The organism is Bradyrhizobium sp., from assembly GCF_030646015.1.
Classification (GTDB): Bacteria; Pseudomonadota; Alphaproteobacteria; order Rhizobiales; family Xanthobacteraceae; genus Bradyrhizobium.
This window is the reverse complement of sequence record NZ_JAUSLT010000096.1, coordinates 24,416-48,439: the sequence shown is the minus strand read 5'-3', so window position 1 is coordinate 48,439 and position 24,024 is coordinate 24,416. Positions and strand designations below refer to the sequence as shown.

Here is a 24,024-nt window from a genome sequence, read left to right as displayed (position 1 = left end):
ACCGGACGCGATGCGCGCTGGTCATTTGGGCAATGAGGAAGCGTGATGGAGGCGTTGTCGCATCTTGTAATTGTCGAGATCGGAAGTGCTGCGGCGGCGAGCTACTGCGCCCGGCTGTTCGCGGACTTCGGGGCGACCGTTCAGAAGATCGAACCGCCGCAGGGTGGTCCGCTTCGCCGCACCGCGCCGTTGACGCCGAAAGGCCAGAGCGCCTGGTTCGCGTTCCTGAACTTCAACAAGTCGAGCATCGTGCTCGATCCCCATGATGCCGGCGCTCCGGCGCGCCTGGCGGAGTTGATCGGCCATTGCGATATCCTGATCGACGGCCGCGATGTCGACGCGGCGGATTGTCCGGCACTGGATCTTGCCGCGCTCAGGCAGAAAAATCCCGGCCTCATTCATCTCGATGTCAGCTGGTTCGGCCGTGAAGGGCCGTACGCGAAATTCGAGGCCACGGACGCCACGGTTCGCGCGCTGACGGGCCTGATCAAACTGGTCGGTCCGGCCGAGGGGCCGCCGATGCACGCGCCGGATTTTCAGACCGGGATCTTCGCCGGCCTCTGGGGCTTTATCGCAGCGGCATCGTCGGTGCTTGGCCGGATGCAGGACGGACACGGCCGCACCAGTTCGCTCAGCATCTTCGAATCGAGCATCGCAGTCGCCGAATACACCATGTTCGAATCCTTCGTGCACGGCGACATCATGCGCCGGATCGGTGTCAACCGCTTCTGGCCGACCTTTCCGGTCGGCATCTACGAAACCAGACAGGGCTGGCTTGGCGTTACCACGGTGACCCCCGCGCAATGGCGCGCCTTTTGCGACATGCTGGGGCTCCACGACCTGCGCGACGACGCCACGCTGTCCATGGGCGTCGATCGGCTGGCGCGCATGGACGAAATCGAAGGCAAGTTCATTCCGAGGCTGAAGCAGCGCACCGCGCAGGAATGGTTCGCCGAGGGGTTGAGACGTAAAATCCCGATCGTGCCGGTACCCGGGATTGGCGATCTCGTCGGCGACGCCGAGAAACGATCGCGCGGCGCCATCGTCCCGATCACGATCGGGAGCGAGACCGGATTTACCGCGGGTTCCATGCAGCGGTTGACCGGCACGCCGCCACGGCGCGGCGGTTCCGTTCCTGACATCGGTGAGGTGCAGCCCGTCATGGCCGATCCCGGCGATGTGGCAGCACGCGCTCCCGCGGCCAAGGCCGGCGCCGCAAAGCGCCTGCCGCTCGAGGGCGTGCGCGTGATCGATTTTTCGATGGGCTGGGCCGGTCCAATCTGCACCCGTACGCTGGCGGATCTCGGCGCCGACGTCATCAAGATCGAGGCGATCCAGTATCCGGACTGGTGGCGCGGCGTCGATCGCCGGCCGGCCTATGTTCTCGAACAGATGTACGAGAAATCGGTGCGCTACTGCATCATGAACCGCAACAAGCGCGGCATCACGCTCGATCTGACCCGGCCGCAGGGCCTGCAGCTTGCAAAACGGCTGCTGGCGGACGCCGATCTCGTCGTCGACAACTATTCTGTCGAGGTGCTGCCGAAACTCGGGCTCGGCTATGAGGTGCTTCGCCAGCTCAATCCAAAGCTGGTGATGATGTCGATGTCGGCGTTCGGCACCGGGAGCATCCATCGCAATTGCCGTGCCTATGGCTCGACGCTGGAGCAGGGCTCCGGCTTGCCGAGTGTCGTCGGCGATGCCAATGGATCGCCGGTCATGAGCCACATCGCGTTCGGCGACGCCGTCGGCGGGCTGAATGGCTGCGCCGCGGTCCTGACGGCCCTGATCCATGCGAGGCTGACCGGGAACGGCCAGTTCATCGATCTCGCGCAGATCGAATGCATGATGCCGTTCGCCGCGCCCTGGATAACCGCGCATTCGATCGATGGCGCAGCGCCTGTGAAATACGGCAACCGTCATCCGGATTTTGTGCCGCACGGCTGCTTTCGTTGCGCCGGCAGCGACAGCTGGATCGTGGTCGCGGTCTCCAGCGATGCGATGTGGCCGAAGCTGTGTCAGCTGCTTGGCCGGCCGGACTGGGCCGCGGACGAAGGGCTGAAGAGCGCGGCGGCGCGGCGCCGGATCGAGAACGAGATCGAAGCGGCCATCACGGCCTGGACTTCAACCCGGGCGCCTGACGACGCCATGAATGCGTTGCAGGCCGCCGGTATCGCATCGGGCGTGGCGCGGCTGCCGATCGAACTTTTGTCCGACCCGCAACTGCATGCGCGCGGATTTATCCAGGAGATCGACCGCGCCTTCATCGGCAGGCATCCGCAGCCATCGATGCCGTTCCGCCAAACCGACCGGCCGTTCGAAATTCGCTCCGCGCCGCCGACGCTCGGCGAGCACAACCGTGAAATCCTCGCGGGCATGCTCGGGCTGTCCGACGCCGAGATCGACCAACTGGCGCGCGACGGTATCATCGGAACCGAGATGCTGATGGAAGAACAACTCGCGGCAGGAAAGAAGCGGGCAGCAGGCTGATGGAAACGGCCCATCCGGCAGAGCGCATATCGGGAGCAGCGGCCGCCGGCAGCCGGCACGCGCTGATGTCGGTGCGTGGGCTTGGCATTCGCTTCAAGACCGCACAGGGGATCTGGCAGGCGACGCGCAAGATCGACTTCGACATCGCGCCCGGCGAACGCGTCGGCATCGTCGGCGAAAGCGGTTGCGGCAAGACCATCACCGGGCTCTCGATCCTGCGCCTGTTGCCGAACAATCTCTCCGGCCTGGACGGCTCGATCATGTTCGACGGCGTCGATCTGGCCTCGTGCAGCACCAGGACCATGCGCGGGATACGCGGGCGCCGGATCGCGATGATCTTTCAGGAGCCGATGAGCGCGCTGGATCCGGTGTTCACCGTCGGACACCAGATTGCCGAGACGCTGCGGGTTCACACCAACGTCAGCAAGGATGAGGCGCGGGCGCAGACCATCGATATGCTGCGCCGCGTCGGCATCGCCTCGCCCGAACGTCGGATCGACGAATATCCGCACCAACTCTCCGGCGGCATGCGCCAGCGCGTCATGATCGCGGCAGCGCTGATCTGCGGGCCGCAGCTCCTGATCGCCGACGAGCCGACCACGGCGCTTGATGTCACCGTGCAGGCGCAAATCCTCGATCTCTTGCGGAACCTGAGCGAAACCTCGAAGACGGCGCTGATGCTGATTACCCACGATCTCGGCGTGGTCGCCGAGACCTGTACGCGGATGATCACCATGTATGCGGGCGAGGTGATCGAGGACGCCACGGTCGACGCCGCGCTGGTGCGGCCGTTGCATCCCTATACGTCCGGCCTGTTGCGCTCGCTGCCGCATTTGAGCCCGCGCCTCGGCAGGTTGCCTTCGATTCCGGGCCGGGTTCCCTCCATCGCCGAGATGCCCGACGGATGCCGCTTCAGGGCGCGCTGCCCGCATGCGATCGCGGGCTGCGAAGCCGAACAGGAACTGCTCGACGCAGGCGAGGGCCGCAAGGTCCGCTGCTGGCGCTTTCGAGAGCTCGATCTGCCCGGCGCCCTGCAGCACGCGGCCTCCGCGCCGATTGCGGGAAGGGTTGTCAGGCAATGATGCCCATGGCCGGCGACAGCAAGGCGGAGCCCATCGTCTCGGTGCGAGACCTCGAGGTGGGCTTTCAGACAATGGACCGCCGCGCCACGGTGAAGGCGGTCGACGGCGTCTCCTTCGACGTCCGCCGTGGCGAGACGTTCGGGATCATCGGCGAATCCGGATCGGGCAAGACCACGATCGGCCGCGCATTGGTGTTCCTGCTGAAGCCGACCGCGGGCACCATCCTGCACAATGGCGTCGATCCGCAGGCGCTGCCGCGCAAGCAATTCCAGAGCCACCGCCGCGACTACCAGATCATCTTTCAGGATCCCAATGCGGCGCTGAATCCACGCATGACGATCATCTCGTCCGTGCTGGAGCCACTCGAACTCGCGGGTGCGGGAACCAAAGCCGAGCGGCTGGCGCGGGCGCAGGACGCCATGGAGCGGGTCGGCCTGCCCCAGGAGCTTGGCGAACGCTATCCGCACCAGCTGTCCGGCGGGCAGAAGCAGCGTGTGATCATTGCGCGTGCGCTCACGCTGCGGCCGAAACTGATCGTTTGCGACGAGGTCGTCGCGGCATTGGACATGTCGATCCGCGGCGACGTGCTCAATCTGTTTGCCGAACTGCAGCGCGACCTCGGGCTGACCTACGTCTTCATCACGCATGATCTGTCGGTGGTGTCTCACATCAGCGACCGCATCGCAGTGATGTATCTCGGCCGCTTCGTCGAACTTGGCCCGACCGAGAGCGTTTCCGGACGGCCGCTGCATCCCTATACCCAGGCGCTGCTGTCGGCGGAGCCGCTGCCGCTGCCCTCGACGATGCGCAGCGACCGCCGCATCATCCTGCAGGGCGAGATGCCGAGCCCGATCGATCCGCCCTCGGGATGCCGCTTCCGCACCCGCTGCCAGTATGCGCAGTCCGTCTGCGCGGAACAAACTCCGGCCTGGCGCGAACTCGAGCCCGATCACTGGGTCGCCTGCCATTTCGCCGATCGTCCGAATTTTTCGCCGAGCTAAACCATCATCCCGTTCGAGGAGGACAAAGCCATGACCAGAGAGAAGATGTGGACGACGCGCCGGGAAGCGATGGCGCTGTTGTCGGGTGCCGTGGCCGGCGTCGCGTTCGGCGGCGATGTCCGCGCGCAGGGCACGCCGAAACGCGGCGGCATCTTGCGCATTTCCGCCCCCACCAATCCGTCGAGCCTCGACCCGGCCACCGGCGGCGCCGGCTCGGATCACGCGTTTCTGTTCACCATGTACGATACGCTGACCGAGTGGGATTTCGAGACCTTGAAGCCGAAGCCGGGCCTCGCGGAGAGCTGGAGCTTTTCCGATCCGACCACCTTCGTCCTCAACATCCGCCCGGGCGTGACCTTTCACGACGGCACGCCGCTCGATGCGGAGGCCGTCAAGTTCAACCTGGAGCGCAACAAGTCCGATCCGAAATCCAACATCAAGGCCGATCTCGCGACCATGGCATCCGCTTCCGTCACCGGTCCGATGCAGGTGACGCTGAAGCTGAACGCGCTCGACGCCGCATTGCCCGGTATCCTCAGCGACCGTGCCGGCATGATGGTCTCGCCAACGGCACTCAAGGCCAGCGCGGCCGGCAACGTCGCGCGCACGCCGGTCGGCGCCGGCGCCTATACGTTTGTCAGCTGGGCGGACGGCGAGAAGATCGTCATCAAGCGCAACGAGAAGTACTGGAAACCGAACCGGCCATATCCGGACGGTATCGAATTCGCGATCATCCCTGAACTGACTACGGGTGTGCGTTCGGTCACCGCCGGACAGAACGATCTGATCTATCAGCTGCCGCCGCGCCAAAAAGTCGTCGTCGAGCGCTCCAAGGACCTCAAGGTCTTCAACGGCCCGACACTCTACGTCTTCCAGATCTTCCTGAACTGGGCGAAGCCGCCGTTTGACGACATCCGGGTGCGCAAGGCGTTCAACATGGCGATCGACCGCGAGTCTTTCGTCAAGGCGGCGCTCGCGGGCCTGGCCGAGCCGGCCTACATGAACCTGCCGAAATCGCATTGGGCCTACGACAAATCGGTCGCAGCACTCACGCCTTACGATCCAGCCCAGGCGCGCAAGCTGCTGGCTGAAGCGAATTTCAAGGAGGGGACCACGATTGATCTGGTCGGCTACCCGGATCAGGACTCGGTTCAGCGCCAGGAAATCCTGATCGAGCAACTCCGCAAGGCCGGCATCAGCGTGCGCTTCCTCAACGCGCCGATCGCGGAAGCCTCGGCGGCGTTCTTCGGCGCCGAGAAACGCGGCTCCGGGTTGCTCGCGGCCTGGACCGGGCGGCCGGACCCGAGCCTGACCTATTCGCTGATGTTCACCAAGGACGCCTATTACAATGGCGGCAGGGGAGCGGTGCCACCGGAACTGGAAGCCGCGATCAAGGAATCCCGCGCCTCAGAAGACGTCCAAATCCGCACCAAGGCCTTCGCGACCGTGCAGAGGCTTGTCATGGAGAATGCCTTCGTCGCGCCGCTCGCCTTCCAGTTCGAACTGGTGGCGATGAACAAGAAGGTGCAGGGCTACAGGCCGAACCTGCTCGGCAAGCCGAAATACGACGACGTCTGGCTGGAGAGCTAGGGGATGGCGCGACGAAGTCCGGCAAAGGTCATCGGCGGCCGCCTGTTGCAGGCGCTGCCGGTGATCCTGCTCGCGACTTTCATGGTGTTTTCGCTGCTCAAGCTGGTGCCCGGCGACATCGCGGTGACGCTGGCCGGCGACAATGCCACCGATGCGCGGATCGAGGAGATTCGGAAAGTCTACGGTCTCGACCGGCCTTTCCTGGTGCAGTACGGCACATGGCTCGGCAACGCCGTGCAAGGCGACCTGTCGCAATCGCTGCTGTCGGGCGAGAAAGTCGCAACCTCGATCTCACGGGCCTTTCCGAACACGCTGCTGATCGTCTCCATCGCGCTGCTGCTGGCGCTCGCCACGGGGATCCCGATGGGCATCGTGGCGGCGATCAAGCCCAACGGCTGGGTCGACAAGACAGTCAGCATGGTCGCCTCGCTCGGCGTGGCGATACCCGGCTTCTGGCTCGCCATGATCCTGGTTGCCGAAATCTCGCTGAAACTGAACTGGCTGCCAGCCACTGGGGCAAAATCCTTCGCGGTATCGCCGCTGGAAGCGATCCGGCACGCGCTGCTGCCGGGCATTGCCATCGCCGCCTATGGCATGGCCGAGGTGGCGCGGCAGCTGCGGGGTTCACTGCTGGAGGTGCTGTCGTCGCAATATGTGCGGACCTTGCACGCCAAGGGACTTTCGATGACGCGGATCCTCTGGCAGCACGGTCTGAAAAACGTCAGCGTCAATTTGTTCACCATCATCAGCCTGCTGGTCAACCGCATGCTGGCGGCGACCGTCGTCATCGAAGCCGTGTTCGCGATTCCAGGTTTAGGCAGCCTGATCGTGCGCGGCGCCATCCAGCGCGATTTCCCGATCGTGCAGGGCGTGGTGTTCACCATGGTGATCGTCGTGATCATGGTCAATTTGATCGCCGATCTCCTGTGCGCGGCGGTCGATCCGAGGATCGAGCAATGACCGACCTCGCACTTCCAGGCCGGCCGCGCCCCGCGAGAGAAAACCGCGCACGTCGTTTCTTCCGGTGGCTGGCCGGGGATCTGCGTGCCGCGCTGGCGATTATCGTGCTGCTCGGGCTGGTCATTGTCGCTGTTGGCGCGCCGTGGATCGCGCCGTATCAGCCGACCGCGCAGGACGTCAACAACATGCTGGCGGCGCCCGGCCCGGACCATCTGCTCGGCACCGACGATCTCGGTCGCGACATCTTCAGCCGGCTGATCTGGGGCGCACCGGCCACCGTCTATGCCAGCCTGCTGGCGGTCAGCGTCGCCGTCGCCATCGGTCTGCCGGTGGGATTGATGGCCGGTTTCTTCGGCGGCTGGGCTGATGATATCATCAGCCGCGTGATCGATACGTTTCTTTCGTTTCCGGCGATCGTGCTGGCGATCGCGGTGACCGGCGCGCTCGGCATCGGCCTGACCAACGGCATGATCGCGGTCGGCATCGTGATGTTCCCGTCGCTGGCGCGGATCGTGCGGGCGCGTACCTTGATCGTGCGCCAGGAACTTTATGTCGATGCGTCGCGCTGCTTCGGCGCCCCGGTCTGGCATATCCTGTGGAAGCACGTGCTGCCGAACGCCTTGCAGCCGGTGATCGTCCAGGTGACGCTGCTGCTGGCTGCGGCACTGCTCGCGGAAGCCAGTCTCAGCTTTCTCGGTCTCGGCATCCAGCCGCCCAATCCGAGCTGGGGTGCGATGCTGGCCCGGGCCTATCAATACATGGAGATCGCGCCGGAACAGATGTATGCGCCGGGATTGGCCATTCTGGTCATTTCGCTGGCCTTCAACGCGCTGGGAGAGTCCTTGCGCATCGTGCTCGATCCCACCATGAAGGATCGCTGAGTTCTAACCGGAAACATTCATGCCCTTTCACAGACTCCTGATCGCCAACCGCGGCGAGATCGCCATTCGCATCAGCCGCGCCGCCGGCGAAGCAGGCCTTGCCACCGTCGCCGTCCACCCCCAGGACGACGCGCTGTCGCTGCATGTCCGCGCCGCCGACGAGAGTCTTGAGATCCCGGGACGTGGCGCGCGCGCCTATCTCGACATCGAGGCGGTCATTGCCGCCGCCAAGGCGACCAATTGCGACGCGCTGCACCCCGGCTACGGCTTTCTCAGCGAGAATTCGCAGCTGGCGCGGCGTTGCGCGGAGGAGGGGATCGTTTTCGTCGGACCGTCGCCCGAGGCGCTCGATCTGTTCGGCGACAAGATCGCGGCCAAGGCGCTCGCCAGGCGCTGCGGCGTGCCTGTGATCGAAGGGACCAGCGGTCCGACCACGCTGGATCAGACAAAGGCATTCTTTGCCTCGCTCGGCAGCGGTGGCGCGGTCATGATCAAGGCGGTGGCCGGCGGCGGCGGGCGCGGCATGCGGTTCGTCGAAGAAGCCTCCAAGCTCGAGGAAGCCTATGCGCGCTGCCAGTCCGAGGCGAAGGCGGCCTTCGGAAACGACAGCGTCTATGTCGAGCGCCTGATCCGCAAGGCGCGCCATATCGAGGTGCAGATCATCGGCGACCATTACGGCGCGATCAGCCATTTGTGGGAGCGCGAATGCACGATCCAGCGTCGCAACCAGAAGCTCATCGAAGTCGCACCCAGCCCCTCGCTGAGCGACGGCCTGCGTGCGCGCATCATTGACGCCGCCCGGCAGCTGGCGGCTGCCGCGCATTACGACAATCTCGGGACCTTCGAATTCCTGGTCGATGGTGAAACCACCGTTGGCGATCCCCGGTTCGCCTTCATCGAGGCCAATCCGCGCCTGCAGGTCGAGCATACCGTGACCGAGGAGGTGCTCGGCGTCGATCTCGTCAAGTCGCAACTGGCTGTCGCCGCCGGTGCAAGCCTGGCCTCGCTCGGCCTGGCGCAATCGGAGGTTCCGGCGCCGCGCGGCTTTGCGATGCAGCTTCGCATCAATATGGAAGTGATGGACGAGCAGGGCGCGACCAGGCCGACCGGCGGGACGCTCGGCGTGTTCGATCCGCCGTCCGGCCCGGGCGTGCGAGTCGATACCTTCGGTTATGCCGGCTACCGGACCAGCGCGGCCTTCGACTCCCTGCTGGCCAAGGTGATCGTTCATGCGCCGGCCGCGAGCTGGCCTGACGTCGTGCAGAAGGCCGCGCGCGCCTTGCGCGAATTCCGCATCGCGGGCGTCGACACCAATATTCCGTTCATCCAGGCGGTGCTGGCGCATCCTGATTTTGTCAGCAATCGCATCAGCACCGGTTTTATCGATACCCACGTCGCGGCCCTGGTCGGTTCGTCCCGGGACATGGCGCGGCCGCTGTTCTTCGCCAGCGCGGACGCGGCGGGCGGAGCGGCGTCGTTCTCCAAGGCGGGCGATCCAGCCGCCGGTCCGCTGGGATCGGTAGCGGTGCCGGCGCCGTTACAGGGCACCATCGTTGCGATCGAGGTGACCGAAGGCGATATGGTTCGTCCGGGGCAGCAGATCGCCATCCTCGAATCCATGAAGATGGAGCACCTCGTTGCCGCGCCGCACGGCGGCAAGGTGACGAAGATTGTCGCCGGCGGCGGCGCGACGCTGATGCACGGCGAGACCATCCTGTTTCTCGAACCCGCCGAGGTCGCGGGCGACGCGGTCGAGGCAGAGGCAGCTGTCGATCTCGATCACATCAGGCGGGATCTGGCGGAATTGATCGCGCGCCATGCCATGACGCTCGACGCCAATCGCCCGGAATCGGTCGCGCGCCGGCGCAAGACCAATCAGCGAACGGCGCGGGAGAATATCGCGCAGCTGGTCGATGAGGGGTCCTTCGTCGAATACGGCTCGCTGGCGATTGCCGCCCAGCGCCGCCGGCGCAAGGTCGACGACCTCATCAAGAACACGCCCGCCGACGGGTTGATTGCCGGCGTCGCTACGGTCAACGCGGAACAATTCGGCGCGCATCAGGCCCGCTGCATGGTGATCTCCTACGACTACACCGTGCTGGCTGGTACGCAAGGCCACATGAACCACAAGAAGATCGACCGGATGCTGGGCCTCGCCGAGCAGTGGCGGATGCCGCTGGTATTTTATGGCGAGGGCGGCGGCGGCCGCCCCGGCGATACCGACCGGCTCGGCATGACCGGCCTCGACGGGCCGTCCTTCGTTCAGTTCGCAAAACTGTCCGGTCTGGTGCCTGTGGTGGGCGTGGTGTCCGGCTATTGTTTTGCGGGCAATGCCGCGATGCTCGGCTGTTGCGACGTCATCATCGCGACCCGGAACGCATCGATCGGCATGGGCGGGCCGGCGATGATCGAGGGCGGCGGCCTCGGCGTCTATCATCCGGCCGAAGTGGGACCGGTATCATTCCAGGCGCCGAATGGCGTCATCGACATTCTGGTCGAGGACGAGGAGGAAGCCACCAGCGCCGCGCAAAAATACCTGTCCTACTTTCAAGGCTCGGTCGCCTCCTGGAAAGCCGCAGATCAACGCCTGCTGCGACGCGCCATCCCCGAAAACCGGCTGCGCGTCTATGATATCCGCACTGTCATCGATCTTCTGGCGGACGAGGGATCGGTGCTGGAAATACGCCGGGACTTCGGCGTCGGCATGATCACGGCCTTCATTCGTATCGAAGGCAGGCCGTTCGGATTGATCGCCAACAACCCCAAACACCTCGGCGGCGCGATCGACGCGCCGGCCGGGGACAAGGCGGCACGCTTCCTGCAGCTGTGCGACGCCTTCGACATCCCGATCGTGTCGCTGTGCGATACGCCGGGCTTCATGGTGGGGCCCGAGGCCGAGAAGACCGCGATCGTGCGTCATGTCGCCCGCATGTTCGTGACCGGGGCGAGCCTCACCGTGCCGCTGTTCGGCATCGTGCTGCGCAAGGGCTACGGCCTCGGCGCACAGTCCATGATCGGCGGTGGCTTCCACGCCTCCTTCTTCACGGTGGCCTGGCCGACCGGCGAATTCGGCGGCATGGGGCTGGAAGGCTATGTGCGGCTCGGCTTCCGCAAGGAAATGGAAGCGATATCAGATCCGGTCGAGCGGGAGAAATATTATCAGGCCAAGGTGGCGGAACTCTATGCCAACGGCAAGGCAACCTCGATCGCATCGGTGCTCGAGATCGACGAAGTGATCGATCCGGCCGAGACCCGCCGCTGGATCATGGCCGGCCTGCAGTCGGTGCCGAAGCCCGCGCCGCGCACGCACCGCAAGCGCCCCTGCATCGATGCCTGGTAGGATCGCTTGCGTGTCCCGGCGACACGTCTAACTCCGTCCCGGCAGCGTTTGCTGCCGGGACGCGCGTCTCGAACCATCTGGCATGCTGCCCGCTGCCATCCTTCGAGACGCCGCGCGAAGTACGCGCGGCTCCTCCGGATGAGGTTGAACTTGTTGCCGCATAACCACCTCATGCTGAGGAGCGAGCAACGCGAGCGTCTCGAAGCATGGGGCGGCGAGCGACGAAATGGAGGTCATTGCTGGCAAGACAGCCCGCATTGCTGACGCCGCGTCCGTTCGCTGGCAATATCGTCAACAGCATCACCGATTTGAAATCTGCGAAGACCGATGTCTTTCAGCTCCCGGTCGTCGAGCTGACGCAGCGCGATGCGTGCCGCCTGGCGCTCTGAACGCGCGATCACGCCCGCAACCCAGCGGTTGACAAGGCGACTCAGAAGGCTCCCCAATCCTCCCGGCAATGCCGGTGTGTCCGTCGATGACGGTTGGATGTTTGTGCGAATAGCAGTCATCACAATTTCCTGGAAATATTCAAATTCGGCGCCAGGGCCGTCTACCGCTTCACCAATAGGCCGCCCTGCGGGTTCCTGAAGCCATCTCCTGCTTCGTATCGGCCGAACGGACGCCGGTATCAGTTTTGTACAACACGACCCCGTGTGCCACCGCGATGCCGACGATGGCACCAATCAAAAATATTCTCTTCAACACGACTCGTTCCTTTGGAATGGAGCAGCCACAGATAAGGTTCGATGCGCTCATCGTCATCCTCCGTTCGGACGAAACCCGATTACAATATTTTGCTTCACGATTGCGCGAGCCGCACGGCGGCTGCCGCGTCCCTGCGCTCTCCGAACGAGGCCGTGTCAACTCGCCAGCGGTGTCGCGAATCCGGCGACCAGCTTGACCAGGTCGGCTTGACGGCCGACGCCTGTCTTTTCAAACAGGCGACTGAGATGGGTTTTGATGGTGGTGGCCGCGACGCCGAGCGACGCTGCCACCTCGGGAACGCCGCCGACGTCGACGATGGCGAGCAGCACGCGCAGTTCGGTCGGCGTCAGATTGTACATCTCGCCAATGACTCCCGAAGGCGAGAAAGCCTCGAGCGCCGCCTTGCGCACGAACAAGGCAGCCACCGCGTCATAGGCAAGGCCGGCCTTTCGGCGTGCGCCCGAGGTCAGCGGCAACACGTGGGCGACGTAGCGTTCGCCATTGCGGGCGGTCAGCGGCAGGGCGATGCCCTTGACGCCAAGCTCCGCGTCGCCGCCGCCGGCGCCGTGGAGGATCTCGCGCAAGGCTGCGTTGACGGGCGCCTCACCGGCAACCAGCCGTCCGCAGGGCGTCCTGCGGAGAAAGTCGGCAGCGGCGAGTATGGTGCTGCCGGCCGCGTTGGCGTGGACGATGCGGCCGCTGGCGTCGACGAGGATCATGCCGGCGCTCAGCCCGTCGAGAATGTCCGTCAGGCAGGTCGCTTCAGCCTCCCTGTGGTGGATGGTCTTGCCGATCAGCAGTGCGCGACGGACGTGGGGAATGATCAGCGCCATGCGGCGGCGCATGTCGGCGTCGACCAGGCCGCTGGCCTCGCGTCGCGCGACACTGAGAAACGTGCAGCTGGTTGCCGACTTTTCGATCACCGCGCTGGCAATGTCGATCCAGCCATGCGGCCGGGCCCATTCCCGATAGAAGCGGCCGCGGCGAAATTCCTCGTAGGGCACGAGATCGGTGGTGCTCACGATCTGCTCGACTCCGACCGACAGCGGGTCCGCCGTGGAATCGAGTTTCGGATAGCTCTCCGAATAGGCCCGCAGGCCCTCCGAGTCATTTCCAATGTAGCAATACAGGTGTTCGGCCGTGCCCAAGGCCCTGCCCAAAGAGCTGCCCAAAGAGCTGCCCAAGGCATGCTTCGAGAGCAGGCCGCCCGAATCGCCGCCGGCAAAGTCCGCGATCCTGTCGAGAACGTCGGTTCGGTGGTCGGGGTCGAAGACGGCGTCGTAAATATCGCCGGTTAACGCTAAAAGCTGCTCTCTATCATCCATTATTATCAGTCCCGGTAAAATGACGTCGAAAGAAATGGCAGTGTGCCGCACGGCGAAGACATTCCGATTCAGCGGCATTTCCGTGGCAGCGCAAGCCGGGCCCATCATTGCGTGGCGCGAAACGGCTAGCCGGCGTCGTCACCGATTTCACGTGTTGGTTATCGGGCGGCTTAACCAAGGACGGCGACGCAATGTCCTCTAATTGGAGGAGACCGCAGCGAGTTCAAAATAAATTGTAATCGATGCTCGTCTGACCGGATGACGACGGTGGGTGGACCGAATTCTATTCTCGCAAAATATCTGACATAGCGAGGCGGTCTGATGCACGCATTTATCGACGATGAGACGCGGTTGATCGAGCCGTTCACCACTGCGCCGCGATGGAGGTGGAGGAGGATGCGGATTCGCTCTCATCTGCGCCGTTTCGGGCGAGGCGTCGCAGCCGGTGTCGCCGGAGTCTGGACCGGCATGATCAGGGCGCTTCATGAATCCCGAAGCCGGTCGGCGGCGCGCCGGATCAACCAGCACCGCCATCTCATCGACGCGCACCGCGCTCATCATACAGGCCTTGAGATGCGATCATCCGGGCCGGTGCAGCCATGACGGCGATGCCATGGCGGCTCTGCTTCCTGATGGCGGCCTTCATGATTGCGTTTGCAATTGCGCATATATTCGCGTTGCAAAAGCTGAACGTGGTACAGGGCGACAGGCCAGCCGCGATCGACAGGCTGGCCGACTAGAGTGTTCGCCGGATGCGCGCGGTCTAGAGTGGCAGCCCGACGCTGTGCAGCGCATCGAATACCCGATCGCAATAGGATTGCGGCAGCGGCGGCAGGCCTTTCTGCACTTCCGAAACCGTCAGGTCCGGATAGTGCTCCCGCAGCGCCGTGAGGCTGCGGCGGGCCTCGGACTCCGCCCCCACCAACGCGTAGGCGGGGCACATGGTGCGGTGGATCCAGGTCGCCGACGGATGCTCGGCCAGCGCGCGTTGCTGCCAATGGGCGGCTTCAGCATAGCGGCCCGATTCGAAATGCGCGCAACCGATGCCGACCATGCTGTTGAAGGCGAGGCTGTCGTTCGGCGCGAGATCGAGCGCGATCTTGAGCCGCTCGATGCCCGAATCCGCGTCGTTGTTGTAGACGTCGAGCCATCCGCTCCGGCTCCACGCCCAGGCCGAGCCGCCGTCGATCGAAAGCGCCTTGCGGATCATCAGTTCCGCGGCTTCGAGATCGTGCAGGAAGGTGAAGGCGTTGCCGAGAACAGCGAGCACGGTGGCATCGCCGCCCATAGTCTGCGCCTTTCGCGCCAATTCGGCGCTCCTCGCGCGGTCCTCGTTCGGTGTTGCGGCGAAGTGATAGACCACGCGCTGGCTATAGGCCCACGCCGCAAGCGCGGTCGCCAGCGCGTTGTCCGGATCACGCTCCATCGCGCGTTCCAGCAGGTCCAGCGCGTGGGCATTGCCTTCGGCATTGAGCGAAAGCACCCAGGGCATGGCCCGCAGCGCCATATCGTGCGGGCTCAGATCGGTCGGCGGCTTGCGGCCGGCGCGATCGATTTCCGCGAGGCGCAGGCATGGCTGCATCGCCGCGATGATCTTGGTGGCGAGATGCTCGTCGAGAGACGCGTCGTGACCAAGGGCACCATCGGAACGGTAGGCCGTCAGATGACGGCCGGTTTCGGCATCAATCAGCCGGAACGTCAGGCGCGTTTGCCGGTCCGATCCGCTGATGGCGCCGATCAGATGGTAGCGCGCCGCGCCGGGCTGCCGGACAACGGCGGCGCCGGCCCGCGTCAGGGCGATCGAAAGCTCATCGGCGATGCTGTGCGCGACGTCGCTGTGTTCGGGGCCGGCGTCGATCGGGCGAAGCGCGACGGTGGGCCGATCGCGGCTGGGGATGGTAAACGACGGCATCGACCTCAGCGCATCGGCGAAGACGGCCTGTCGCTTCGCGGTCTGCGACGGGGTTTCGCCAAAACGGCGGCGATACTCGACGGAAAACCGTCCGCAATGCGGGAATCCGCAGCGCTGGGCGACATCCATCACCTTGGCGTCGGGAATGCCCTGCAGCAGTTCGCGGCGCGCGGCCTCGAACCGGATATCACGCAGCGCTGCGCGGGGCGCCTTGCCGACGAATTCCCGGAATTGGCGCTGCAGCGTGCGGCTGGACAGGCCCGCGGCCTCGGCGAGTTCCATCACGCTCCAGTCACGCCCGACATTCGCGCGCATCGCATCGAGAGCGCGGCGAACGCCGCGCGGCAGCAAAGCCGTGCTCGAATCTCCGTTGGGACGTGCATTCATGAAGGAATCTCCAGCGATGTGATGATGAACACCAGGTTCGGTGAAAAATTTCATGATCGGGATAGCCCTGTCGCTAACTGGATAGAGGATAGCCGCCCTCTCAGTTACGTCTTCGGACCGGGGATTAGGTTCAGATCAGGAGCAATTTCTTCAGAATAGGAGCAATTCTAATGACAGGTCTTTTGACGGTTATTTATGGAATCGGCGCTTATGCCGTGTTTTTTATCACCATCCTCTATGCGATAGGTTTCGTCGGCAATTGGGTGGTCCCAAAATCGATCGATTCGGGCATTGCCGGCCCGTTGATCGAGAGTGCTCTCATCAACACGATGCTGCTTGGGCTATTCGCCGTCCAACACAGCGTGATGGCGCGATAGGGTTTCAAGCGCTGGTGGACGCGCATCGTGCCGCCCGCGATCGAGCGCAGCACGTTTGTGCTGGTCTCCAGCCTGGTGCTGTTGCTGCTGTACTGGCAGTGGCGGCCGATGCCTGTCCCGATCTGGACGGTGCACAATCCCTACACGGCAGCCGCGTTTGAGGCGGTTTCCCTGTTCGGCTGGGCATTGCTGTTTGCCAGCACCTTCATGCTCAGCCATTTCGAGTTGTTCGGCCTCAGCCAGGTGTTCGCGCGGATGTTCGGCAGGGATCTGCCGGCGGCGACGTTTCACACGCCGCTGCTCTACCGGGTGGTGCGCCATCCGATCTATCTGAGCTTCCTGCTCGCCTTCTGGGCGACGCCATCGATGACCGCGGGCCACTTGCTGTTCGCGGTGGCGACGACCGGCTACATCCTGATCGGCATCCAGCTCGAGGAGCGCGATCTGATCGGCATGTTCGGCGACCAGTATCGACGCTACCGGGAGCGCGTTTCGATGCTGATTCCGCTTCCGGGCGGCGGCAAATCCGATGATAGGCCGATCGCGGAGTCGCGATCCGCGGAACGCTAGTCATTCCGGCGCGCCGTTCGCGGCGCGCCAAATCACACTTGTTGCACTGATATCACCAACATCACCGACCAACCCAAACGGAGACCAATCATGGTTGCATCCACCGCCATTCAGAACGCCCCGCCCGCCCCGATCGATCTCGGAGCCCTCAAGACACGCCAGCAAGGCGCATGGTCCTCCGGCGACTATGCCGTGGTCGGCACCACGCTTCAGATCGTCGGCGAGGAGCTGTGCGAAGCCCTCGACATCCACGCCGGACCGAAGGTGCTCGATGTCGCCGCCGGCAACGGCAATGCCACGCTCGCCGCGGCCCGCCGCTGGTGCGACGTCGTATCCACCGACTATGTACCAAGCCTGCTCGAGCGCGGCCGGTTGCGCGCGGCAGCGGACGGTTTGTCGATCGAGTTCAAGGAAGCGGACGCCGAGGCGCTGCCGTTTGCCGACGCAAGTTTCGATGCGGTGGTCTCGACCTTCGGCGTCATGTTCACGCCAGACCAGGACAAGGCCGCGGCGGAGATGCTCAGGGTATGCCGGAGCGGGGGCAAGATCGGCCTCGCCAACTGGACGCCGGATGGTTTCATCGGGCAGCTGTTCAAGACGCTCGGAAAATACCTGCCGCCGCCGGCAGGTGCGAGGTCGCCCGCATTGTGGGGAACCCGGGCGCGCATCACGGAAATGTTCGGGCCCTCGGCGCGGGTGATCAATGCGGTGCCGCGCAACTTCATGTTCCGTTACAAGTCGCCGGAGCACTTCCTGGAGATCTTCAGGAACTATTACGGTCCGATGCTCAAGGCCTTCGCCGCGCTCGACGCCGCCAACCAGCAGGGACTGAGAGACGATCTGCTGGCGCTGATCGGGCGGATGAACCGCGCCGAAGACGGCACCATGATCGTTCCCAGCGAATACCTCGAAATCGTCATCACCAGGCGCTGATCGGCTTTTCTCTGCTCAAGGCCGCCGCGCGCTCAAACGTCGTGCGGCGGCCGTTCCCTGGCGGCTGCGTTGCTCGCCGACAACAAGGAATCTTGCGAACATGATCGAAGACCCGCGCGGATGTATCGATTACGCCGAAGCTGGAACCGGCCCGACGGTCCTGCTGGTGCCAGGCTCATGCAGCACCGGCGCCGCATGGCGGCCCGTGATGGCGCACTGGCAGGACAATTATCGCATCGTCACCACCAGCCTGCTCGGATATGGCGGCACGCAGGAGCGCCGCAGCGTTGCAGATACCGACATTGCTCATGAGGCGGAGGTCCTTGAAGCGGTGATCCGTCGCGCCGGCCGTCCGGTGCATCTGGTCGGGCGTTCGGCTGGCGGCCTGTGTGGGCTTCTCGTCGCGCTGCGAGGCCGCGTGCCGTTGCTGAGCCTGACCATTGCCGAAGCGCCGGCACCCGAAATCCTGCGGCACATGGGCGAGGACCAGCACTATCAGGCGTTTCGCAACATGTCGGAATCTTACTCCAGCGCGTATCAGGCAGGCGATAACGCCGCGATCGAACAGATGATCGACTTTTATGGCGGCCCCGGCACCTTCGCCGGTTGGCCGCAGCGCGCTCGCGATTACGCATCGCAGACCACACCGGCCAACCTGCTGGACTGGGCCAGCGCCTATGGGTTCGATTTGACGCCCGGGTTGCTCGCGACCATCAAGCTGCCGACGCTGGTGTTTTGGGGTGAGGCCAGTCATCCGGCCGCGAAACGCGCGAACCAACTGCTTGGCCAGTTCATGCCGAACGCCAAGGTCGCCGCGATCGCCGGCGCGGCGCACTTCATGATTGCAACCCACGCTGCGGATGTGGCCGGCAAGATCGCGCAACACGTCGCGTGCGCGGAAGACGGGGCGGTGGCGCCGACCATGTGATTTCTTCTCCCCTCCCTCCACGCGCTTTTGCGCGTGGCGGGGAGGGGTCGGGGGTGGGGGGTGTCCGCAGACTCGCTGCCAGCAGTACGCGCTTACGACTCGCAACGAGTCCGTCGATAGACCCCCCACCCCCGACCCCTCCCCACCGCTGCGCGGGGGGAGGGGAGAAGAATCTCGCTATTCCGCGATGGCCTCACCGGACCCGCCGAGCTCCTTCGGAAAATCCTTCAGCTTTGGCAGGCCGTCCCGCATCGGCAGCACGGTCTCGGCATAGTTGACGTGAACGCCGGGAACGAAGGCGAGCGTCGGGATCGTCGCGGCGAACACGTCGACGAGGCCGAATGTCGGATGGTTGGTCATCAGGTGACCGCCGCATTTCGCGCAGTACTGACGCTGGCTGGTCTCGGTCTTCTGGAAGGTCGCGACATGCTCCTCGCCCGCGGTAATCCGCACGGCCGACGGCTTCCACAGGCTGAAGGCATTGACCGGTCCGCCGGACCAAGACTGGCAGGAACGGCAGTGGCAATAGCCCATCCCCTCCGGCTCACCGCTGACTTCCAGTTTGACCGTGCCGCAGAAGCAGCTTCCAATATGAGCCATGGCTCTTCCTTTCGAATTCGTTTGATACGGGTCCGCCGGCGCGCGCCGGGGACTGCCATTTCAAGCGTTAGCAGGCGAGTTGCCGCGTCGCGTCCGTCGATCGGATGACGAGGTGTCCCTCGTCATGAATTTCACGGCCTCGATGCATCAGCGATATGGCGGCCTGCGATATAGCCGAAGGTCAGTGCGGGCCCGAGTGTGATGCCGGCGCCGGGATAGTTGCCGCCCATGATGCTGGCCATGTCGTTGCCGGCAGCATAGAGCCCGTCGATGGCACGGCCGTCGGCGTCGAGCGCGCGGGCATTGGCGTCGGTCTTGATCCCGGCATAGGTACCGAGATCGCCGATCACCATCTTGATGGCGTAGAACGGTCCGTGTTCGATCGGGCCGATGCAGGGGTTCGGACCATGCAGCGCGTCGCCCTGGAAGCGATTGTAGGCGCGCGACCCCTTGCCGAAGGCTGTATCCTGTCCGGTCGCCGCCGACGCGTTGAACTGTGCAATCGTCGCCTCCAGCCCCCGCGCATCGATACCGGCTTGCGCGGCGAGTTCCGCGAGCGTCGCGCCGCGCATCAGGTAGCCGGTCTTGACGTGACGGCCGATCGGCATCGGAAACGTCGGCACGCATCCGAGGCCATATTTGCGCAGGGTCTTGTGATCGCAGATCAGGAAGGCAGCGATCTCCTCGCCGGGCCTTGCGGCTTTCATCATCGCCTGGACGAAGTCGTGATAGGAATTGCCCTCGTTCGCGAAACGCGCGCCGTCGCGCATCACGGCAATCACGCCGGGCTTGGCGCGATCGATGAAATGCGGCATCACGCCGCTGCTGCCGTCCTTCCGCGTGGTGACCGATACCGGCACCCATGCCGCGGCGTTCGGAAGCGTATCCTCGACGCGGCCGCCGACGGCTTCCGCGAGGCGCAGGCCGTCGCCGGTGTTGCCGGTCGGACCCGGCGAATAATGCTGGGTGCCGTCAGGGGCATGCGGGAACATCGCCTTGCGCCGTTCGACGTCATGCGGAAAGCCGCCGCAGGCCAGGATCACGCCGCGCCTGGCATGGACTCGAACCAGCCGTCCCTCGCGTTCGACGATGGCGCCGCGCACCGCACCGTCCTCGACGATCAGTTCGCGGACCGGGGACGACAGCCACAGCGGTATGTTGAGGTCGAAAGCGGATTTCGCCAGCCGTCCGGCCAGCGCGTTGCCGTTGGTGAGCGTCATGCCACGGCCGTAACGCATCACGTCCATCAAATGGCGAGACAGCCGTTTGGCGACATAGACCGCCGAAGTGAGCGACTTGGTCGCGCGCATGAAATGGATGATTTCCTTGCCCGACCCCAGCATCATGCCGAACACGGTCAATTCCGGCAGCGGCGCGCCGAGTGTTTTGACATGCGCCCCGAGTTCGCGGCCGTCGAACGGCCGCGTCACCATCGAGCGGCCGCCCTGCGTTCCGCCGGGGGCTTCCGCGTGATAGTCGGGAAACACCAGCGGCATGTCGAAGCGCAGCGCCGTTTTTGAGGTGAAGAAGTCGACGGCCTCAGGCCCGGCGGTCAGGAAGGCATCGACCCGGGCCGCGTCAAAACTGTTGCCGGCTTCATGCCGCAAATAGGTTCGTGCCTGGTCCGGGCTTTCGTGGATCCCCCAGGCCCGCGCCAGCGACGTACCGGGAATCCAGAGCCATCCGCCGGAACGCGCCGTGGTGCCGCCGAAGCGAGGCTCTTTCTCCACAATGAGGACATTGAGGCCGTTATGACCGGCGGTGACGGCCGCGGACATCCCGGCGGCGCCGGAACCGACCACGAGCGCGTCGCATTCGTAAGTAGTGTCTGCGCCATTGCGCACGCCGTCAGCCACGCCATCCCTCCCGGTTCTTGTTGTTTCTGTCCGAACCTACAATACCATCACCCATGCTGTCGCGCATGCTGACAGACGGGAACGAACTGGCTATCAATGGATGTGCTGGGGAGGAAAAATCGATGCTTGATAAAGTCGATGTCCTGATCGTCGGTTCCGGGGCATCGGGCGCCGCGGTGGCCTGGAGTCTGGCCGATACCAGGATGCGGATCGTCTGCCTCGAGCAGGGCGACTGGGTGAAGCCGACGGACTATCCCAGCAACGGCAGGGACTGGGAAGCGCGGCTGTTCAGCGACTTTGCCATCAATCCCAACCGCCGGGCGCGGCCCACCGATTATCCCATCAACGACGCCAATTCGCCGATCAAGGTGGTGAATTTCAACGGCGTCGGCGGCAGCACCATCATGTACACGGCGCATTTCCCGCGCATGCACCCCTCGGACTTCAAGGTGCGCACGCTGGACGGCGTCGCCGACGACTGGCCGGTCGACTATGCCACGCTGGAACCGTACTTCGCCGAGAACGACCGCATGATGGGTGTCTCGGGTCTCGCCGGCGATCCCGCCTATCCGCCGCATCAGCCGCCGATGCCGCCATTGCCGCTCGGCAAATCCGGCGCGCGGTTCGGCAAGGCGATGAACCAGTTGGGCTGGCACTGGTGGCCGTCGGACTCGACGATCGCGACGTCGGACTATGAGGGGCGGGCGCGCTGCATCAATCTCGGCCACTGCACGCCGGGCTGTGCGCAGGGCGCCAAGGCCTCTACCGATATCACTTACTGGCCGCATGCGATCCGCGCCGGCGTCGAGCTTCGCACCATGTGCCGGGTTCGCGAGGTCACGGTCGACGCGCAAGGCATGGCCTCCGGCGTGATCTATTACGACGCCGAGGGCAAGGAGCAGTTTCAGCCGGCCGAAGTCGTCATCCTCGCCTGCAATGGCGTCGGAACGCCGCGCCTGATGCTGAACTCGGTATCGGCGAAATTTCCCAACGGCATTGCCAATTCCTCAGGGCTGGTCGGCAAGAACCTGATGTTTCATCCCTATGCCCTGACCTACGGTTATGTCGACGAACCGCTCGACGGCAATCACGGTCCGCCGCTGTGCCTGTGGAGCCAGGAGTTCTACGAGACCGACCGGAAGCGCGATTTCGTGCGCGGCCATACCTTCCAGTTCGGCCGCGGCGTCGGTGCCATCATGGAAGCGATCATCAGCTCGAATGCGGGGCGGCTGCCCTGGGGTGATGACCATCATTCAGTCTATCGCAAACTGCTGAACCATCGCATCTCGCTTTCGGCGATCTGCGAGGATCTCCCCGAGGAGCACAACCGCGTCACGCTCGATCCGGACCTGAAGGATTCCAGCGGCATCCCGGCGCCAAGACTCGACTATACCATCAGCGCCAACAGCCTGAAGATGATGGACCACGGCATCGCGCGGGCGAAGGAGGTGCTGACCGCCGCCGGCGCCAGCAATATCGCCGTCGAGAGCCCGATCCTGAACGGCGGCTGGCATTTGCTCGGCACCGCGCGCATGGGCACCGACCCGGAACGTTCGGTGGTGAATGAATGGGGCCGCTGCCACGACGTGAAAAACCTGTTCATCGTCGATGGCAGCATCTGGGTGACGTCAGGCGGCGTCAATCCGACCTCGACCATCCAGGCGCTGGCGCTCTACATCGCCGACAGCATCAAGCAGCGTCTTGCCAATTTGTTCGACTGAGGGCGATTCATGCAGAACCAGGATCTAATCCGCCGACCAGGCCCGCGATCTCCGCGCGCTGGCCGGCATGATCATTCCTGCCAGTGCGGTCTACGACGTGCCCGGCGCCGACGACGAGAAGATATTCGACGACATCCTTCGTAACCTGGAGCGCGATCGCGACGACATCCGTCGCGCCCTGTCGCATCTTGCCGCGATCGGAGGGGGCGCGTTCGCCGACCTGGAAGCCGATCACCGCGCCGATGTCACAAAAGCTTTTCGCGAGGTCGGCGGCGCGCCGCTGGCGGCCCTGGTCCGCGTCGTGCTGCTTTGCTACTACCGCGACGACCGGGTGATGCAATCGCTCGGCCAGGAAGCGCGTCCGCCGTTTCCCAAGGGCCATGTGGTGGAGCAGGGCGACTGGTCGCTGCTCGACCCGGTCCGCGCCAGGAAGCCGATGTACCGCAGGGTCGACTAGTGATGCTCTTTCGCTCCCCTCCCTCCACGCGCCCTTGCGCGTGGCGGGGAGGCGTCGGGGGTGGGGGGTGCCTCCGCAAATTCGCTGTCCGCGGAATGCGCTGATCGACCCCCCACCCCCGACCCCTCCCCACCGCTGCGCGGGGGGAGGGGAGAAGAAACCGTGCGACGCCGGGCTTTGCTCTTGGTCATCTCCGCAACCGCCGCCGCCTCCACCCGTTTTCCCGGTCCGGGGTGCACATGGACACCCTTGGCGGTGACGGGTTCGCCGCATTCCGAGCAGACCAGCACCGGATCGAACATCTTGCCGCAACTCTTGTGCTCATGGAGCAGGGGCCTGCCGCGTTCGTCGACCATGTGGGTGTCGCCCCAATGCACGATCGATAGAATGATCGGATAGAGATCGAGGCCCTTCTGGGTCAGGATGTATTCATGCCGCTTCGGCGATTCCTGATACGGAATCCGCCTGAGCACGCCGAAGCGAACCAGCTTCTTCAGCCGCTCCGCGAGCAGATGCCGGGTAATGCCCAGCGCCGACTGAAACCCCTCGAACCGCCGGGTCCGCAAAAAACACTCGCGCAGGATCAAGAGGCTCCAGCGATCGCCGATCACCGCGACGGTGCGGGCCAGGGAGCACGGCTCCTCTTCGAGTTCGTCCCACTTCATGTGCCTTCTCCGGCCATCCGTCGCCATAAGTTCCTATTTAATACTAAAAAACAATATTGAGGAATGCGTCGATTGTAAATGCGGACCGTCAAAAACGCCCGTCTTGGCGGCCATAAGTGGAGGAAAGGTTCTTCCAAATTACGAAATTCTTGCCATGATCGGGATTGACGAGTTCTAAAAAAGAACGTTAGTTGATCGATAATGAAGCCGCCGGGAACGGGCGGGATTCATGTCGGGAGGTCGG

Annotated in this window: 20 protein-coding genes and 1 pseudogene; 14 read left to right on the top strand and 7 right to left on the bottom strand. The window is 64.3% G+C overall.

The genetic code is table 11. The annotated features are described in order from the left end of the window. Positions 1 to 45 precede the first annotated feature (45 nt). Genes Q7T45_RS15320 through Q7T45_RS15290 form a run of 7 tightly spaced genes read left to right on the top strand, consistent with a single transcriptional unit; the run spans position 46 to position 11,344 of the window. Positions 46 to 2,490, top strand: coding sequence for a CaiB/BaiF CoA-transferase family protein (locus Q7T45_RS15320; protein WP_304871784.1), 2,445 nt, complete (start codon positions 46 to 48; stop codon positions 2,488 to 2,490). Further along, a complete protein-coding gene (locus Q7T45_RS15315; RefSeq protein ID WP_370691285.1) occupies positions 2,490 to 3,572 on the top strand; it encodes an ABC transporter ATP-binding protein in 1,083 nt (360 codons plus the stop codon). The genes Q7T45_RS15320 and Q7T45_RS15315 overlap by 1 nt, the downstream gene beginning before the upstream one ends. Before the next feature lie 5 nt (positions 3,573 to 3,577). After that, positions 3,578 to 4,573, top strand: a complete 996-nt coding sequence (locus Q7T45_RS15310) for an ABC transporter ATP-binding protein (RefSeq protein ID WP_304871783.1) — start codon at positions 3,578 to 3,580, stop codon at positions 4,571 to 4,573. A gap of 30 nt (positions 4,574 to 4,603) precedes the next feature. Beyond that, positions 4,604 to 6,163, top strand: a complete 1,560-nt coding sequence (locus Q7T45_RS15305; protein WP_304871782.1) for an ABC transporter substrate-binding protein — start codon at positions 4,604 to 4,606, stop codon at positions 6,161 to 6,163. Between the two features lie 3 nt (positions 6,164 to 6,166). Further along, positions 6,167 to 7,123, top strand: coding sequence for an ABC transporter permease (locus Q7T45_RS15300; RefSeq protein ID WP_304871781.1), 957 nt, complete (start codon positions 6,167 to 6,169; stop codon positions 7,121 to 7,123). Then, positions 7,120 to 8,004, top strand: coding sequence for an ABC transporter permease (locus Q7T45_RS15295; RefSeq protein ID WP_304871780.1), 885 nt, complete (start codon positions 7,120 to 7,122; stop codon positions 8,002 to 8,004). The genes Q7T45_RS15300 and Q7T45_RS15295 overlap by 4 nt, the downstream gene beginning before the upstream one ends. Before the next feature lie 19 nt (positions 8,005 to 8,023). Further along, a complete protein-coding gene (locus Q7T45_RS15290; RefSeq protein WP_304871779.1) occupies positions 8,024 to 11,344 on the top strand; it encodes a carboxyl transferase domain-containing protein in 3,321 nt (1,106 codons plus the stop codon). Positions 11,345 to 11,577: 233 nt separating this feature from the next. On the opposite strand, the gene Q7T45_RS15285 is transcribed toward Q7T45_RS15290, so the two are convergent. From Q7T45_RS15285 to Q7T45_RS15275, 3 genes are all read right to left on the bottom strand, one after another. Further along, complete coding sequence (locus Q7T45_RS15285) at positions 11,578 to 11,853, bottom strand: DUF1127 domain-containing protein (RefSeq protein WP_304871778.1); 276 nt, start codon at positions 11,851 to 11,853, stop codon at positions 11,578 to 11,580. Between the two features lie 49 nt (positions 11,854 to 11,902). Beyond that, positions 11,903 to 12,100 (bottom strand): hypothetical protein, encoded by a 198-nt coding sequence (locus tag Q7T45_RS15280; RefSeq protein ID WP_304871777.1) that lies wholly within the window; start codon positions 12,098 to 12,100, stop codon positions 11,903 to 11,905. A gap of 104 nt (positions 12,101 to 12,204) precedes the next feature. Then, positions 12,205 to 13,482: a helix-turn-helix transcriptional regulator gene (locus Q7T45_RS15275; RefSeq protein ID WP_304871776.1), complete on the bottom strand. Its 1,278-nt coding sequence runs from the start codon at positions 13,480 to 13,482 to the stop codon at positions 12,205 to 12,207. Between the two features lie 491 nt (positions 13,483 to 13,973). Between Q7T45_RS15275 and Q7T45_RS15270 the strand changes: the two genes are divergently transcribed. After that, complete coding sequence (locus Q7T45_RS15270) at positions 13,974 to 14,114, top strand: hypothetical protein (protein WP_304871775.1); 141 nt, start codon at positions 13,974 to 13,976, stop codon at positions 14,112 to 14,114. Between the two features lie 23 nt (positions 14,115 to 14,137). Here Q7T45_RS15270 and Q7T45_RS15265 read toward each other — a convergent pair whose 3' ends face one another. Beyond that, complete coding sequence (locus Q7T45_RS15265; protein ID WP_304871774.1) at positions 14,138 to 15,673, bottom strand: helix-turn-helix domain-containing protein; 1,536 nt, start codon at positions 15,671 to 15,673, stop codon at positions 14,138 to 14,140. A gap of 170 nt (positions 15,674 to 15,843) precedes the next feature. On the opposite strand from Q7T45_RS15265, the gene Q7T45_RS29035 reads away from it, so the two are divergent. From Q7T45_RS29035 to Q7T45_RS15250, 4 genes are all read left to right on the top strand, one after another. After that, entirely contained in the window at positions 15,844 to 16,050 is a 207-nt protein-coding gene (locus tag Q7T45_RS29035) for a hypothetical protein (RefSeq protein WP_370691284.1), read from the top strand. 27 nt (positions 16,051 to 16,077) lie between these two features. Beyond that, positions 16,078 to 16,620, top strand: coding sequence for an isoprenylcysteine carboxylmethyltransferase family protein (locus Q7T45_RS15260; RefSeq protein WP_370691283.1), 543 nt, complete (start codon positions 16,078 to 16,080; stop codon positions 16,618 to 16,620). Between the two features lie 90 nt (positions 16,621 to 16,710). Next, complete coding sequence (locus Q7T45_RS15255) at positions 16,711 to 17,553, top strand: class I SAM-dependent methyltransferase (protein ID WP_304871773.1); 843 nt, start codon at positions 16,711 to 16,713, stop codon at positions 17,551 to 17,553. A gap of 100 nt (positions 17,554 to 17,653) precedes the next feature. Continuing rightward, positions 17,654 to 18,481, top strand: coding sequence for an alpha/beta fold hydrolase (locus Q7T45_RS15250; protein WP_304871772.1), 828 nt, complete (start codon positions 17,654 to 17,656; stop codon positions 18,479 to 18,481). A 177-nt stretch (positions 18,482 to 18,658) separates the two neighbouring features. On the opposite strand, the gene Q7T45_RS15245 is transcribed toward Q7T45_RS15250, so the two are convergent. Next, positions 18,659 to 19,081: a GFA family protein gene (locus Q7T45_RS15245; protein ID WP_304871771.1), complete on the bottom strand. Its 423-nt coding sequence runs from the start codon at positions 19,079 to 19,081 to the stop codon at positions 18,659 to 18,661. Positions 19,082 to 19,212: 131 nt separating this feature from the next. Further along, on the bottom strand, positions 19,213 to 20,937 hold the full coding sequence (locus Q7T45_RS15240) for an FAD-dependent oxidoreductase (protein WP_304871770.1): 1,725 nt from the start codon (positions 20,935 to 20,937) through the stop codon (positions 19,213 to 19,215). Between the two features lie 122 nt (positions 20,938 to 21,059). Between Q7T45_RS15240 and Q7T45_RS15235 the strand changes: the two genes are divergently transcribed. Both Q7T45_RS15235 and Q7T45_RS15230 read left to right on the top strand, forming a co-directional pair. Beyond that, the gene (locus Q7T45_RS15235) at positions 21,060 to 22,658 is read left to right on the top strand and encodes a GMC family oxidoreductase (RefSeq protein WP_304871769.1); all 1,599 of its coding nucleotides are present in this window, start codon (positions 21,060 to 21,062) and stop codon (positions 22,656 to 22,658) included. 67 nt (positions 22,659 to 22,725) lie between these two features. Next, positions 22,726 to 23,115 (top strand): hypothetical protein, encoded by a 390-nt coding sequence (locus tag Q7T45_RS15230; RefSeq protein WP_304871768.1) that lies wholly within the window; start codon positions 22,726 to 22,728, stop codon positions 23,113 to 23,115. 164 nt (positions 23,116 to 23,279) lie between these two features. Here the strand turns inward: Q7T45_RS15230 and Q7T45_RS15225 are convergent. Continuing rightward, positions 23,280 to 23,780 (bottom strand): annotated as a pseudogene (locus Q7T45_RS15225) (winged helix-turn-helix transcriptional regulator); the annotation flags it as partial. Positions 23,781 to 24,024 lie beyond the last annotated feature (244 nt).